General features: G+C 31.6%; 12 protein-coding genes. 4 read left to right on the top strand and 8 right to left on the bottom strand.

All coding sequences use genetic code 11. The annotated features are described in order from the left end of the window. The first annotated feature begins 401 nt into the window (after window positions 1–401). Complete coding sequence (locus B5S50_RS14535; protein WP_065078172.1) at window positions 402–824, top strand: YaaR family protein; 423 nt, start codon at window positions 402–404, stop codon at window positions 822–824. Between the two features lie 8 nt (window positions 825–832). Here B5S50_RS14535 and B5S50_RS14530 read toward each other — a convergent pair whose 3' ends face one another. Beyond that, window positions 833–2,104: a M14 family metallopeptidase gene (locus B5S50_RS14530; protein WP_065078171.1), complete on the bottom strand. Its 1,272-nt coding sequence runs from the start codon at window positions 2,102–2,104 to the stop codon at window positions 833–835. Between the two features lie 74 nt (window positions 2,105–2,178). Next, window positions 2,179–2,685, bottom strand: coding sequence for a gamma carbonic anhydrase family protein (locus B5S50_RS14525; RefSeq protein ID WP_065078170.1), 507 nt, complete (start codon window positions 2,683–2,685; stop codon window positions 2,179–2,181). A 311-nt stretch (window positions 2,686–2,996) separates the two neighbouring features. Between B5S50_RS14525 and B5S50_RS14520 the strand changes: the two genes are divergently transcribed. Further along, window positions 2,997–6,038, top strand: a complete 3,042-nt coding sequence (locus B5S50_RS14520) for a vitamin B12-dependent ribonucleotide reductase (RefSeq protein WP_065078169.1) — start codon at window positions 2,997–2,999, stop codon at window positions 6,036–6,038. A gap of 313 nt (window positions 6,039–6,351) precedes the next feature. Here B5S50_RS14520 and pfkA read toward each other — a convergent pair whose 3' ends face one another. The 6 genes from pfkA to B5S50_RS14490 form a co-directional block, all read right to left on the bottom strand. Then, window positions 6,352–7,305, bottom strand: a complete 954-nt coding sequence (gene pfkA, locus B5S50_RS14515; protein ID WP_065078168.1) for a 6-phosphofructokinase — start codon at window positions 7,303–7,305, stop codon at window positions 6,352–6,354. A gap of 104 nt (window positions 7,306–7,409) precedes the next feature. After that, entirely contained in the window at window positions 7,410–8,738 is a 1,329-nt protein-coding gene (locus tag B5S50_RS14510) for an MFS transporter (RefSeq protein WP_065078167.1), read from the bottom strand. A 325-nt stretch (window positions 8,739–9,063) separates the two neighbouring features. Beyond that, window positions 9,064–9,822, bottom strand: a complete 759-nt coding sequence (locus B5S50_RS14505; RefSeq protein ID WP_065078166.1) for an SDR family NAD(P)-dependent oxidoreductase — start codon at window positions 9,820–9,822, stop codon at window positions 9,064–9,066. A gap of 56 nt (window positions 9,823–9,878) precedes the next feature. Continuing rightward, entirely contained in the window at window positions 9,879–10,811 is a 933-nt protein-coding gene (locus B5S50_RS14500) for a transketolase family protein (RefSeq protein WP_065078165.1), read from the bottom strand. Beyond that, entirely contained in the window at window positions 10,811–11,644 is an 834-nt protein-coding gene (locus B5S50_RS14495; protein ID WP_207644803.1) for a transketolase, read from the bottom strand. The genes B5S50_RS14500 and B5S50_RS14495 overlap by 1 nt, the downstream gene beginning before the upstream one ends. Window positions 11,645–12,211: 567 nt before the next feature. Further along, complete coding sequence (locus B5S50_RS14490; RefSeq protein ID WP_065078163.1) at window positions 12,212–12,913, bottom strand: FadR/GntR family transcriptional regulator; 702 nt, start codon at window positions 12,911–12,913, stop codon at window positions 12,212–12,214. Window positions 12,914–13,204: 291 nt separating this feature from the next. Here B5S50_RS14490 and B5S50_RS14485 point away from each other — a divergent pair, with 291 nt between their 5' ends. Both B5S50_RS14485 and B5S50_RS14480 read left to right on the top strand, forming a co-directional pair. After that, the gene (locus B5S50_RS14485; protein WP_217302181.1) at window positions 13,205–13,768 is read left to right on the top strand and encodes a sigma-70 family RNA polymerase sigma factor; all 564 of its coding nucleotides are present in this window, start codon (window positions 13,205–13,207) and stop codon (window positions 13,766–13,768) included. Next, the gene (locus tag B5S50_RS14480) at window positions 13,765–15,198 is read left to right on the top strand and encodes a hypothetical protein (protein ID WP_065078162.1); all 1,434 of its coding nucleotides are present in this window, start codon (window positions 13,765–13,767) and stop codon (window positions 15,196–15,198) included. Before B5S50_RS14485 ends, B5S50_RS14480 begins: the two co-directional genes overlap by 4 nt. Window positions 15,199–15,220: the final 22 nt, after the last annotated feature.

The following is a 15,220-nucleotide window of genomic DNA, read 5'->3' as shown; positions in this document are numbered from 1 at the left end:
TCTACAGGATAATATATGTTGATATATTTTTAAAATCAAAAAATATGTATTTTAATTTAATTTTCAATACAATTAACTATATTTTTCACAAAATATTATATATAATAAATATATAACTCGACTTTCACAAGTTAAGAATTAATAATGAAAAATTAATAGTGAAGGATGATTTTTAGCTGTCGCAAAAAATCTTTAAATTTATATAAATCAGCAATGTTTCGCTTTAGCGAAACGAGTGGTGAAAAGCTTAATCAAAGATTTTTTGTAGTGTAACGGAAAAAAATCCACATTAACTATTAATTCTTCATTCTTAACTATTAATTAAAAAAATTTTATATGTGCGGAAATTGAGTATTTAATAGTATCACTATCTCAGATAAATAAAAATGTGGAGGATTATTATGGAAATTTCTAGAATTGGAGTAACTTCTAAACCTTCTTCAAGCAATAAAAATATATCTGTTAAAAAAGACTTTTCCCAGAGTTTTAATTCCCAAATGGAGAAAAAGTCAGAGCAAGAACTTAAAAATATGTTTGATAGTATAAAAAAGAAAGGAAACAGGCTTGCCATAACAAAATGCTATTCAGATGTAAGATCTTATAAAAAAATGATAAAAGAATACCTTGAATCCGTCTTAAGTTACATGTATAGCATAAAAAAAGATATAAGCTTCTGGCAAACTCAATATTTCATAACTGTAGATACTATAGATAGTAAATTAGAGGATCTAACTAATATGCTCATGAGTGAACAAAAAGATAACTTAAACGTAGCAGCTACTATAGACGATATAAGCGGTCTTTTAGTAGATATATATAAATAAGCACTTATTTATATAACTGAGGCTAGCAAAAGAATTTCTTCATTATCATTATATATTTTGGAAAATTGGGTTATTGGAAGTGGATTAGTACCTTTTCCAACTTCTATAGTAAATCCAGGTCTGCCATGGCTTTTTATGAACCAATCCTTATATCCTGAATAAGATGTTATTCCTGAAGTCTGTTCTAATCTATATCCACTTACCCTGGCAAACAATTCTCCTATCCTCCTTGATTCTGGAGGTGTAAGTGCATTGTACTGCCAGTAAATAACCTCACCCTGACTGTGATATGCCAAAACTAGTCTAAAATTATGACTATTTGTAAATGCTACCATAGACCTAGTTTCAGGTTCTGATTCAGGATAAGACCCTGAATACCTGGTAGGCCCTGGACCATATACACCATAACTAGGCTCTGCAGCTTTTGAAAGCTCCCACCCTGCATTATAGTTATGATTAATATCTACTCCTCTATTGTTAGCTTGCCAATCCTTAGAAAAATCAGTTTTTCCTTTATTCCACCTTATAAGTTCATTATAAAATGGATTACTTCTCTGTAATCCATTTAAAACTAAATCTACACCATCTGGATTTACCATTGGAACTATATATATACTACTTCTCCTCCATATATCAGCTGGATTATAACCTCTTATATTCCTGCCCTCTGCATAAGCTTTTGCAAAATTTTCTATAAACTTCATTAAAAGTGGGGTAGTAATCCATTCCAAACTATGATGAGATCCATTATAAGATACCTCATTAGGACCCACTCCAAGTCTCACATAGTAAATCTTCCTTCCAAGCACACTTTGTCCTGCATTTCCTATAATTATAAAAGGATATCTAGCTTCTAGCCCAACTAAGTCTTGTTCCAATATATCATAAGTGTAATTTATATTTGTATCAACTACGTCTATATTATAAGGTACCTTAAGCATTGTTCGCGGAATCAACCCCAATGCCTGTACTTGTGGATTAGCTACTGTTATTTTGTAAACTTGAGTTCTATATTTTTGGGCTATATTATACAATGTATCCCCAGGCTTTACGATATACGTATCATAACCAAGTATAAAATTTCGTAAAGCCCTATACGTATTAGGACCTATTATGCCATCAGGAACTAATCCATTATTTTTTTCAAAATTTTTAACTGCTTCCTCTGTTTCTCTGCCATATATCCCATCTATGGTATTTAAATTGTATCCTATTTTCCTCAGCACAGCTTGTATTTTCATAACCTGAGTGCCTCTGGAATTCAGTTTAAATATTGGCATATGAATTCCCCTAAATATTATTACTATATTATTTTTATGCAAACTTTATAAATATGTGATTAATATATTGTTTTCTAATATTCACTATAATTTTTAGCCCTTTCAATGTAGTCTTCTGCTGACCGTCTAAGAGACTTCTTTTCTTCCAAAGTAAGTCTCCTAATTACCTTTGCAGGTGAACCCATGCATAACACCCCTGAAGGTATTTTTTTATTTTTAGTTACCAAACTTCCTGCTCCTATGATGCTCTCAGAGCCAATTTCCGCATTATCTAAAATTATAGAACCCATACCAATTAAAGAATTATCTCCAATTTTAGCTCCATGTATCACTGCATTATGACCAACAGTAACATATTCTCCTATCTCTGCTGGGCTTTTTTCACCAGTATGAACAGTGCAGTTATCCTGTATGTTACTTCCTTTTCCTACATATATATTACTTACATCACCTCTGAGCACAGCCCCAAACCATATGTTTACATCTTCACAAAGTTTAACTTTCCCTATAACTTCTGCATTATCTACTACAAAACAGCTTTTATCTATATCTGGTATGTAATGTTCAAATTTTCTTATCATATAATTTACTCTCCTTAAGGATTTAATATTTTGAAAATCTATATTTAAATTATAAATCATTATAATTGCAAAATAAAAACATATGAAGAAAAAAAACTATATTATTTTAAAAATATGCTAAAATATAATACATATCATGAATTGAGTTTTTGTAAAATATATCATATAATATAAATACACTATATATGGTATTTATGCAATCTTATTTACACTATATATGGTATTTTTTATTTAAGCAGCTATACATAATAAATAATTTTTCTATTATTAGCTTAAATAAAATTCTTAAATATTTTTAGGAGGTAGATCAATTGGACTGTGTAAAAGACTTGTTTAAAAGATACTTTACAAAATCTCTTAAACAAAACAATAATAAAACAGTATATGATTTATTTAAATGGAAAAAAGTTGACGTGTTCTTAAAAGATCATAAAACAGGAAAAGTATTAGTTGATATGAAGAATCTAGAATTCCCTGAAAATTATTCTCAAAATGCTTGCGATATAATAGCTTCTAAATACTTTAGAAAAGCTGGAGTTCCTGGAGACAATGGTTATGAAAATAGTATGAAATCTGTAACTCACAGGATGGTAAATTTCTGGTGTGAATCACTAAAAGATGAAGGACTTATAAAAACAGAAGAGGAGTCTTCTATTTTTTATGATGAATGTGCATATGCTCTTTTAAATCAGATGTGTGCTCCTAATTCTCCTCAATGGTTTAATACAGGTCTTAAACTATCTTATGATATATGTGGTGCTAAACAGGGAAATTACTACTTCGATGAAAACCTCAATAAAGTAGTAGAATCTAAAGATAATTATACAAGAACCCAGGCTTCTGCTTGCTTTATACTTTCTATTGAAGATAAACTTTTAGGATCACATTCCATATCAAATCAATTTGTCACAGAGACAAAATTATTTAAAGGAGGTTCTGGAACTGGCACTAATTTTTCTACTATAAGAGCAAAAGGTGAAAAATTATCTGGTGGAGGTTCTTCTTCCGGACTTATGAGTTTTTTAAAAGCATTGGATAAAAATGCAGGAGCTATTAAATCTGGTGGTACTACAAGAAGAGCTGCAAAAATGGTATGCCTTGATGTAGACCATCCCGAAATAATGGACTTTATAAACTGGAAATCCAAAGAAGAAGATAAAGTAAGAGCTCTTGGTAAAATGGGATATGATACAGATATCGATGGTGAAGCTTACGAAACTGTATCTGGCCAAAACAGTAATAATTCAGTAAGATTCTCCGATGAATTTATGAACAAAGTAAATAAATTAAGGGAAAACCCGGATGATACTATTGAACTTATTGGTAGGGTTGACTCAAAACTTAATAAGGTAGAAAAAGTAAAAAACATATGGGATGCCTTTAACAATTCTGCCTGGAAATGTGCTGATCCTGCACCTCAATTCAGCACTACATTTAACGCCTGGCATACCTGTCCTGCAGGTGAAGATGGAAAACTAAATGCTCCTTATAACAGGATAAATTCTACAAACCCCTGCGGAGAATATGCTTTTTTGGATGATACTTCCTGTAACCTTGCTTCTATAAATATATACAAGTTCTACAATATAACCAATAATACTTTTGACATAGAAGGATATTTGCACATAATAGATCTTGTTCAGCTTATTCTTGAATCTTCAATACACTGGGGACAATTTCCTACAGAAGATATAGCTAGAAAAACTTACCTTTTTAGAACTACAGGACTTGGTATATCAAATATAGCTTCGTTATTTATGGTTATGGGTTATCCTTACAATTCAGATGAAGCTAGAACTTTAGCTGCATCACTTGTTGGAATACTTACAGGTGAGTCTTATTACGTATCTTCTCTTATGGCAAAAGAAATAGGTGCCTTTAAAAAGTTTGAAATAAATAAGCCCTATATGATGAAAGTTTTAAGAAATCATGCCAGAGCAGCCTCTGTAGATATAGAGTCTCTCCAAGCAATTCTAGGGAATAACTTTTCAAATGAATTTGAAGATCTAAATTATGTTCCGTTAAAAGTAAAACACAGCGTTCTAAAAAAGGAAGGACTTTCTTACATAGGAAAGACTTTAAAAGATTGCTGGATAAATGCACTTAAAAGTGGTATCAAATTTGGATACAGAAATGCCCAAGTTTCAGTTATAGCACCTACAGGAACCATATCCTTCGCCATGGACTGTGGAGCTACTTCAATAGAACCATTTTTCAGTCACATTGTTTATAAGAAGTTATCCGGAGGAGGATTTATGACTATTATAAATCCCGTAATAACCATTGCTCTTAAAAACCTAGGCTATACCCCTGAACAAATAGAAGACATACTATCTTATGTACTTGAAAAGGAAAATGTATCTGAAAATGACTATACTTATGAAAAAATACTGGATGGCAAAATAGAAGGTGCACCTCATTTAAAAGATGAACACCTAAGTATATTTGATACTTCAAATAAATGCGGCAGCGGTGAAAGATATATTGATCCTATGGGACATGTAAAGATGGTAGCTTCTTTGACCCCTCTTATATCAGGTTCTGTATCTAAAACTGTAAATTTACCTAAAACTGCTTCAGTACAAGATTTTAAAGATGTAGTTCTGACTTCCTGGAAATTAGGTGTTAAAGGTATCACCCTTTATAGGGATTCTTCTAAAGCCGCTCAGCCTTTAAATACCACTTTATCAGATTCCAATGATATAAAGATAGAAGATTTTACATATAACCAACTTTTATCAAAAGTGAAGGAATTACAAAAAGGAATAAAATATTCAAAGCGAGATAAAATCATTGGAATTCGCACAGGAACTACCCATCCTGCTCAAATAGATGACGTTAAAATATACACTACAGTAAACAGAAATTCTAATGGAGAAATATCTGAAATATATATAACTACAGATAGAGAGGGTACCATAATAATGGGACTTTTAAATTCCCTGTCTAAAGCAATATCCGTTATGCTGCAATACCATGTTCCGCCTCAGGATATATCACGAATGCTCAGGGGACAAAAGTATGAGCCTTATGGATTTGTTCAGAAGCATCCTTATATAAAATATGTATCCTCAATTTCAGACCTTATAAGCAAGGTAATTGATATAGAATTGGGGGATTATTCAAGATGTCAAGTTAAACCTGAAAACTACGATAAAGACAGCTTAGTTTTAGGCAACTCTTCACCTGAATTAAACACCATAAAAACTAATGTAAATGAAACAAAAATAAAAAAAATAGATGGTGAAAAAGTTTATGGTGCAGTATGTCCTACTTGTTCAAGCACTCGAATGGTAAGGAACGGCACCTGCATGGTATGTCTTGACTGCGGTTCCACTACAGGATGCAGTTAATTTGGTAAAGTAGTTGGTTCAAGGTTTAAAAAAATTGCGAAGCAATTTTTTTAAAGAACAAAGTGCAAAGTGCAAATATCAAATAAGGATAATTTTCTTCCTAATGTCAGAAAATATTAAAATTATAGATTTCCTGAGGTACGATGGAAATCATCTTTATCTGTTCTTTGTTATTTGAACTCTGTTATTTTCAAAAGCTTTGCTTCGCAATTTTTTTATATTATTCATTAATATTTAAATAAGTCATAATGAAGAAAAAATAGAACAGTAGTAACTAATGCCGTATCAATATCTCCTTCCTAACAATATAATTTTATAAGAGTTGATTTAAAAGATCATATTCCTTATCTTTTCCTGAATCTACACAATTTACTTTTCTAAAGTCCACATCTATTATTTTGTTGTTTCTGATTCCTACAGCTCTGCATCTCTCTCCAAGTATTAGCAGTTCTACAGCCCTGACACCCATTTTGCTTGCTAGAATCCTATCAAAAACTGATGGTTCCCCACCTCTCTGTATATATCCTAAGACTGTACTTCTTATAGTAATATTCAGCTTTTCCTGTATGCATTTTCCAAGTTTTTCTATGTCATACATTCTTTCGGTTATTATTATTATGTTATCAAGTTTACCTTTGTTTATGTTATCCTGCAATTTTGAACATATAGTATCTAAATCCAATTTTCTTTCAGGAGTAGATATTATCTCGCCACCGCCAGCTAAAGCAGAATACAACGCCAGATCTCCACAGTATCTTCCCATAACCTCTACAATTGTTGTTTTTTCATGAGACGAGTCCGTATCTTTTATTTTACCTATACAATCCATAACAGTGTTTAAAGTTGTATCAAATCCTATAGAGTACTCGGTATAAGCTAAGTCATTGTCTATTGTTCCAGGAAGTCCTACAACATTAACTCCCAGCTCGCTGAGTTTTTCTGCTCCATTGAAAGAACCATCTCCTCCAATTACAACTAATCCTTCTACACCAAGCTTTTTTATGGTTTCCACAGCCATTTGCCTTCCCTGCTCTTCCATAAATTCAGGACATCTGGCAGTTTTCAGTATTGTTCCACCATTTTCTGCGATTCTATCAACCTCATGATCACCTAGCGGTATTACCTCACCCTTTATCAAACCTGTGTACCCATGCTTTATTCCTAAAACTTCTATACCATAATGATTTGCTGATTTAACTACCGCTCTAATAGCAGCATTCATTCCTGGAGAATCTCCTCCACTTGTTAAAACACCTAATCTTTTCATTCTCATATCACTCTCTTTTATTTGAATATAATTCACTCAAACTTTTAGTAATTCCAGCAACCATTTTAATCCAGCTGCCGGAATCTCATTTTACCATTTAATATTTATATTAAACTATTTTTCTCCTCTTCATCAAGGACTACAACTTCACCTGAAATCTTAATTAAAAATCCAATAATAATACCACCTAAGGCTAACACAACTGCAAGAAATATCATACTTGCATTGAAGGAGCCTGTTATATCTTTGATGTATCCAACAATATAAGGTCCAAAGAATCCTCCAAGGTTACCTATACTGTTTATAAGGGCTATAGCACCTGCTGAAGCAGCACCAGTTAAGAATGAAGGTGGAATTGCCCAGAATGGTGAATATGAACCAAATGCTCCACATACAGAGATAGTTAATAACACGAAAGCTCCTATTACACTGAATTTTGCAACATAAGCACTTGCTACCATTGCAGCTGCACTTATTACTAAACATCCAAAAACATGAAGACGTCTTTCATTAGTCTTGTCAGAATGGTTACCAACCAGATACATAACAACCATAGCACAAAGGTACATCGCTCCTACAAGCCATCCTAACCCCATAGTGCTGAGCTTAAATGATGCAGATATTCCTTTAGTAATAGTCGGAAGGAACATATTTATTCCATAGTAACCTGTCATCCAGCAAAAATAACCTAAGGACATTACCAGCACATCCCTATCCTTTAAAGCATCCATGAATGTATAGCGTTTTGCTTTCTCTTTATGAAGTCTTTCCTTTGTTGTAACATCTATAAGCCAATTTAATTCTTCCTTTGTCAGCCACTTTACGTCTTCGATTTTATCATCAAGATAGAATAGACATATTATACCTAAGATCAGACATGGTATACCTTCCAATACAAACAGACTCTGCCATCCTGCTAACCCAAACACATTTGTACCTAACAATACAGTCGCTATTGGAGAACCTATTGCATTGGCTGCTGGTATTGCAAGCATGAATCCAGCTATAGCTTTAGCATGATTCTTACTTTGATAGAAATTACTTAAATACCATACCATGCATGGATAGAAACTAGCTTCCGCTGCTCCTAAAAGAAATCTAATTATATAGAATTGTACCGGAGTTTTTATAAGAGACATAGCCCCTGCAATGAATGCCCAAGAAATCATTATCCTTGCAATCCATTTTCTTGCTCCCCATTTAGTCATTATTGCACTTCCTGGTACCTCAAATATAAAGTATCCGATGAAGAATATTCCAGCACCAAATCCATAAACAGCACTGGAAAAACCAAGCTCTGCGTTCATTGTTAATGCAGCAAATCCAATGTTTACCCTATCCATTATTGCTATTGCGAAACATATAAACAGAAACGGAATTAGTCTTAATGTGACTTTTTTGACCGTTGAAGCCTCAATCTGTTTTACATCCATAATACTACCTCCAAATAAATTTATAGCATTTTCTAATTTTTCATCAAATATCTTCATTCTTCATTAATCAATTAAGTATATATATCTTCACTTCTATCCTAGGCCAATCTCGCTTATTTCAAAATATGAATTTGATACAATTTTAAGATAATTCGTAAACGATTACTACTGTATTTAAATTATAGTTGTGGAAATTAATTTCATTATTTTGATATAAAAATGTAAATTTATCAAAAAGCTATTAAGAATATCTCGTTTATAATATAGGATATCTTAGCACTCAACCAGATATCCTATACTATAATATAGTAAGGAATTTTATGGGTTAATCCATATGTTGTCCACCATTGATGTCTATATCCTCACCTGTTATGTATGAAGCTTCTTCTGAAGCAAGGAAAGCAATTGTTGATGCAATTTCCTGTGTTTCTCCTGGTCTTCCTATAGGTATATTCCCAATAATTGCGTCAGCCTGTTCTTTGGGAAGTGATTTCCATATTTCTGTGTTAATAAGTCCTGGAGCAACACTGTTTACTGTTATTCCATCAAGTGCTACTTCACGAGCAAGGTTCTTTGAGAATCCTAATACTGCAGCCTTTGATGCTGAATAGTGTGCACCACCAAATATTCCGCCACCTCTTTTGCCTGATACTGAAGAAAGACTTATTATTCTGCCGTATTTCTGTTTCTTCATCACTTTCATTACAGCCTGAGTACACAAGAATAATCCGAACACGTTTACATTAAATATTCTCTTCATATCATCTAATGTCATATCTTCAACAGTAACCTTCTGTGAGATACCTGCATTGTTTATAAGGATATCTATTCTTCCATATTCTTTAAGCACCTTTTCCACCATAGCTTCGTTTGATTCCTTGCTTGTAACATCCAATGTTACTCCTAGCGCTTTTCCACCGGCTTCTTTAACAACTTTTACAGTATCCTTTACACCTTCAGTATTCAAATCTGCTATAACAACTGCAGCTCCCTGCTTTGCAAGTGTCAATGCTATAGTACGTCCTATTCCTTTTGGTGAACCAGCTCCTGTTACTATTGCTACTCTTCCATTTAATTTAAACATAAATTATCTCTCCTCACAATTTATTTAATGTATAATTACATCTTTACAATTTTTTATTACTTTAGCATTTCCTTAGCTGTTTTTACTATATTAGTTATAGTAATTCCGTTAATTTCCATAAGCTTTTCATAAGGTGCAGACTGTCCAAACTGATCTTGAACCCCTATTCTTACTACTTTACCTTTTCCTTCTTCGGCAACTACTTCACATACTGCACTCCCTAGACCATTTATAATGTTATGGTCCTCAACCGTAATTATCTTTCCAACATTCAAACATTCAACTACTGCTTCTCTATCTAAAGGCTTAATTGTATGCATATCTAATAGCTTTACAGAAATTCCTTCCTTTTCTAATTTTTTAGATGCTTCTAATGCTAGATATACAGTATCTCCATTAGCAATAATAGCTATATCTTTTCCGTCTTTTATCTTCTTTGCTTTGCCTATTGTAAACTCTTCATTTTCATCATATATTACTGGAATAGCATCTCTTGTAAAACGAAGATATACAGGTCCATAAATTTCTGCTGCTTGTTGTACTAGCTTTTTAGTAGAATAATAATCAGCACCCATAACTACTGTCATGTTTGGCAAAGTTCTAAGAACTCCCATATCCTCTATACATTGATGACTAGCACCATCATTAGCAGGAGTAAGTCCACCATGAGAACAAGCAATTTTAACATTTAGATTTGGATAACAAACCTCTTGTCTTATCTGCTCACCCATTCTTAAAGAGCCAAATATAGCATATGTACTTACAAATGGTATTTTCCCAGTTGTCGCAAGCCCTGCAGCAACTCCACAAGCATTTTGTTCAGCTATACCAACATTTATATGTTGATTAGGTAACTGCTTTGAGAATTCTCCAGTTTTGCAGGATTTACCAATATCTATATCAACAACATATATGTTTTTATTCTTTTTTCCTAATGCTAATATTTCATCTCCAAAAGCTTGTCTTGTTGCTTTTTTCATCATACTCATTACTTTAAACCTCCTTCTAATTCTTCCATAGCTTGTTTATATTCTTCATCATTAGGGGCAACTCCATGCCATGAAGCTACATTTTCCATAAATGATACTCCTTTACCCTTTACAGTATTCATTACAATACATTTAGGTTTTCCATTCTTTACTTCTCTTATATAGTCTAAAGTTTCAACTATTTCTTCCATAGAATGTCCATTAATTCTTCTTGTTTCAAAATCAAATGCATTAAATTTCTTTTCTATATCTTGAGTTGGCATAATATCTTTACAAGCACCATCACATTGAAGTCCATTATCATCAACAAATACAACTAAATTATCTAATTGATATTTAACTGCAGTTTCAACTGCTTCCCATATCTGCCCTTCCTGGCTTTCTCCATCTCCTACTATAACAAATACCCTGTAATCTTTTTCATCTCGCTTACCAGCAATCGCCATACCAACTCCTACAGAGAGACCTTGGCCTAGAGAACCAGTAGAGATGTCTATGCCTGGACACTTATTCATGTTTGGATGTCCTTGAAGGATTGATCCATACTGTCTTAATGTGTGTATAGTTTCATACGGAAAAAATCCCTGTAATGCTAATGCAGCATACTGAATTGGACAAACATGACCTTTAGATAAAATAAATCTGTCACGATCCTCCCAATTAGGATTTTTAGGGTCAATATTCATTTCCTTAAAATAAAGTGCTGCTACTATATCAGCTGAAGATAGGGAGCCACCTGGGTGCCCAGATCCTGCTTCATAAATCATAGTAAGGGCTGTTTTCCTAAGTTCAATAGCTTTTTGTTTCAATTCTTCAACACTTATATCTTTCATATCAATCACCTCGTTAATATTTATTATATTGTATACTTGTCTACTAAGTATCCTATGATTTTATTATACTTTGGATTCAACTTTTGTCAACAATAAATTTAAAAATTTTTTCTCTTTTCTTAAATTTCAGAAAAATAAAACGTTACTGACACCACACTATATCTTGATTTCTGTGAAATCGTTTTATGTGAAAATTTTTCTATTCTTATATGAGCAAAACTTAGATAAATAAAGTTAGAAAAGCTCAGATATGCTGGCATGATTCCAGGTTTCTTAGTTAATGAGCACTTCCTAAGAATTAAGAGAGAGGTACATAACATTCTCTATAGAAAAATGTTGAAGAGATTACATGGTATTGCGAAGAATATTATAAATAATGGTATTCCGATAAGACAATGAAAATATAAGTTGTTCAGGATTATCTTTGTTAACATAATATCAAACAAAAAAACTAGGAGTTGTTGAACCAAGAATAAACTCTACAATATGTTGCATTGGTTTTTAATTTATAAAACAACATATTGTATGTTAAGTTACTTAGTGCAACAACTCCCATTATATTATCTCTTATTCCTTCCAGTACCTGTCGTACAGGTTATTCATGTGTTTAGTCATTTTTTCCATTGCCTCTTCACCATTTCCACTTTCAATGGATTTGACAATCTCCTTGTGTTCACTTACATTAATATCCCTGTATTCTGGTTTAGTAACGGTTCTATCACGAAGGAAAACCCACATTTTCTGATCTCTCATCACATTGTTTATATCATTTATAAATTTGATAAACAAATCATTATGAGAAGCCTTTGCTATCTCACTGTGCAATTTTTCATCTGTTTCCGGATTGTAAATGCCCTCATTTGCTTCTTCTTCGAATTTATTTTCAATCTTCTTTATGTTCCTAATTTCCTCATCTGTAGCTCTTTCAGCTGCAAATTTAGAAATTATAGGCTCAATATTCATCCTTGCTTCAACAATCTCTTCCGGAGTCACCGATTCCATCATCACATTTGACTTATTGTCACCGATATTTGGCTGGGTACTCATGACAAAAACACCTTCACCCTGACGGGAATAAATATATCCGTTCAATTCTAAAGCACTTAGAGCCTGCCTGACAGGTGCACGGCTTACATTGAATTGCGTACACAACTCTCTTTCTGGCGGTAATTTGTCTCCTATCTTAAATATCCCCAACTGAATTTGTGAAAGAATCTGATTGTAAATCTGAAGATATAATTTTTTACTCGATACTGGATTAAAACTCATAGAAATCACCTCATAGAAAAAATATAATTTTTATTTATATCGAGAACATAACTTTGTATATTTTTTAACTTTATATAGTAGGTCGTTTAGTATTTTTTCCTTTTTCTCAATATAAAGTATATTATATTTTTTGTAACTTGTCTACTTACTTAACAAATCACTTATGATAACGTGAATTCGACAAATTAATAGGCATTCTCCTTTCACCCAAAATGTCAAAATAAATATTGTGAAATACTAACTATATTATCCGTATTAATTAGTGATAAGATAAGACGAAAGGAGTTAAAAATGAAAATTAACGATAAAAACTTTTTATTAGAACTTAAGGGAAAAAATCCTGCAGCCTTAGAATACATAATTAATACTTACTGCAATTTAGTTTTTAAAATTGTACTAAATGTACTTGGAAACGATAATTACGAAAATGCAAAAGAATGTATTAATGATGTATATCTTTTAATATGGAATAAAAGCCACTTATATAATCCTGAAAAATCTTCATTTAAAAATTGGCTTTTAGCTGTAAGCAAATATAAGGCTATAGATTATAAAAGAAGCTTAGCTAAACAGGACAACCTTCAAATAGAAGAACAAATGTTACTCTCTAACACTGATGTTGAAAATGAATATATATTGAAAGAAAAAAAAGAAGAATTGATAAAGCTTTTACAATATGAGCATACGCTGGACAGAGAACTGTTTATACGAAAATACATTTTGGATCAAGATATGGACAGCTTGTGTAAAAATTTTAATTTATCAAAAGGAGCTATCTACAATAGGCTATGGCGTACTAAAAACTCGATTATAAGAAAATTAAATATTTCGGGTGAAGTGGAGGTATCAAAATGAATTTAAATTTAAATGAAGATGATGTTTTAAAACTTTTAAATGATGTTAATATAAATGAAAATGAATTTAGTAGTAATGACCTCAACGAAATTGAAAAGAAAAAAATCTGTAAAGATATCATTAGTAAAATAAATCCTAAGAAATCTAAGAGTAAAAGAAATTTTATTGCAGCAGCAGTCATCTTTCTGATAATTATTCCTATACTCATATCACAAAAGAATGTTTTAGCTAATATGATAGAAAAACTCACTGTCATATCTGGTATTGGAGAAGTAAAAGTTTCTTCAGATAAGCCAAAAATTCTTAAAAACAGTATTCAACAAGATAATATAACTTTAGCTAATATGTATGTAGACAAAAGCAAAATTATAGTTACTTTAACCATCGAACCAGAAGAACTTAAGCGATCTTATTACACTATTAAAGACAATCATGGTAATTTCTACAAACTTCGTAGAAGCAACAATCTTGCCATGATGCCAGATAATCGCATAGGTTCATACAGAGCAGAATACAATGGTAAAGTAAAAAAAGCTAATAGTTATACTTTAAGTATTGTAGATAATGATAAAAAGTTTACTAAAGCAACTTTTAAACTAAAAAGTTCTGATTTTAAAGAAGCTGCTAAATTAAAAATTTTATATACTGCAACTAATGGAATAACTACACTAAACGTGACTTCATTAAAAAGAGAGAGAAATATTTTAAAAGTAGATTATTATTTTACAGATACCTTACCAGATTTTAAATCTAAAATGATAGATAAAGTTAATCGAGGAACCTTTGAAGAAAGTAAAAAATTAGGATTAGAAGAACCAATTAGTGCAAAATTAATAAATAATAATTCTATACAAGATTCCCATATTATAATTTCTGATGAATATAATAACGCAGTATATGGACATAACAATATTAATTATTTAGATCAAGGAAATGAATCTTTATTTGATTTAAGCAAATTCACTGGCAAAAAGTTAAAGTTAACTGTTTCAAATGTAGTTTATCATACTGATAGTATTAATTTTAATGCTATTAATAATGATCTTAATAATTATAACAATGAAACTTCTGATTTTAACTTAGAATTAGATGTTCCCAAATCAGGCAAAAGCATTTTAAACAAAATAGTTAACTATAAGGGATTTAAATTCAAAATTATTAGTATAAACCGTTTATCAAATAACAGTATAGAATTAATTTACAATTATATAAATGACAGCAATTCAAGATTACAAACTTTAAATATTTTATTTGAAAGCGTTACTGATGGAGATGGTGAGAGTAACATTAGCCAAAATAATGGTAATATTAAAGTCTTTTATCAACTAAAAAATGAAATAGGAGACAAGTTAAAATTAAATCACATTCAATATACTTTCTCCTCAGTTGGTCCTTTTGAAATAGACCTAAATCCGTCAACAATTAAATAGCTTTTTAGTTTATCACTAACCA

The sequence above is a fragment of the Clostridium sp. 001 genome (assembly GCF_019056555.1).
GTDB classification, from domain to species: Bacteria; Bacillota; Clostridia; order Clostridiales; family Clostridiaceae; genus Clostridium_B; species Clostridium_B ragsdalei.
The sequence above is the reverse complement of the archived record's forward strand: the minus strand, read 5'-3'. Positions and strand labels throughout refer to the sequence as shown.

Coding starts and splice junctions, on each gene's coding strand:
- B5S50_RS14495 (WP_207644803.1), bottom strand. CDS start 11,644: ATGAAAGATATAAGTGTTGAAGAATTGAAACAAAAAGCTATTGAACTT.
- B5S50_RS14535 (WP_065078172.1), top strand. CDS start 402: ATGGAAATTTCTAGAATTGGAGTAACTTCTAAACCTTCTTCAAGCAAT.
- B5S50_RS14490 (WP_065078163.1), bottom strand. CDS start 12,913: ATGAGTTTTAATCCAGTATCGAGTAAAAAATTATATCTTCAGATTTAC.
- B5S50_RS14530 (WP_065078171.1), bottom strand. CDS start 2,104: ATGCCAATATTTAAACTGAATTCCAGAGGCACTCAGGTTATGAAAATA.
- B5S50_RS14525 (WP_065078170.1), bottom strand. CDS start 2,685: ATGATAAGAAAATTTGAACATTACATACCAGATATAGATAAAAGCTGT.
- B5S50_RS14505 (WP_065078166.1), bottom strand. CDS start 9,822: ATGTTTAAATTAAATGGAAGAGTAGCAATAGTAACAGGAGCTGGTTCA.
- pfkA (WP_065078168.1), bottom strand. CDS start 7,305: ATGAAAAGATTAGGTGTTTTAACAAGTGGAGGAGATTCTCCAGGAATG.
- B5S50_RS14480 (WP_065078162.1), top strand. CDS start 13,765: ATGAATTTAAATTTAAATGAAGATGATGTTTTAAAACTTTTAAATGAT.
- B5S50_RS14510 (WP_065078167.1), bottom strand. CDS start 8,738: ATGGATGTAAAACAGATTGAGGCTTCAACGGTCAAAAAAGTCACATTA.
- B5S50_RS14485 (WP_217302181.1), top strand. CDS start 13,205: ATGAAAATTAACGATAAAAACTTTTTATTAGAACTTAAGGGAAAAAAT.
- B5S50_RS14500 (WP_065078165.1), bottom strand. CDS start 10,811: ATGAGTATGATGAAAAAAGCAACAAGACAAGCTTTTGGAGATGAAATA.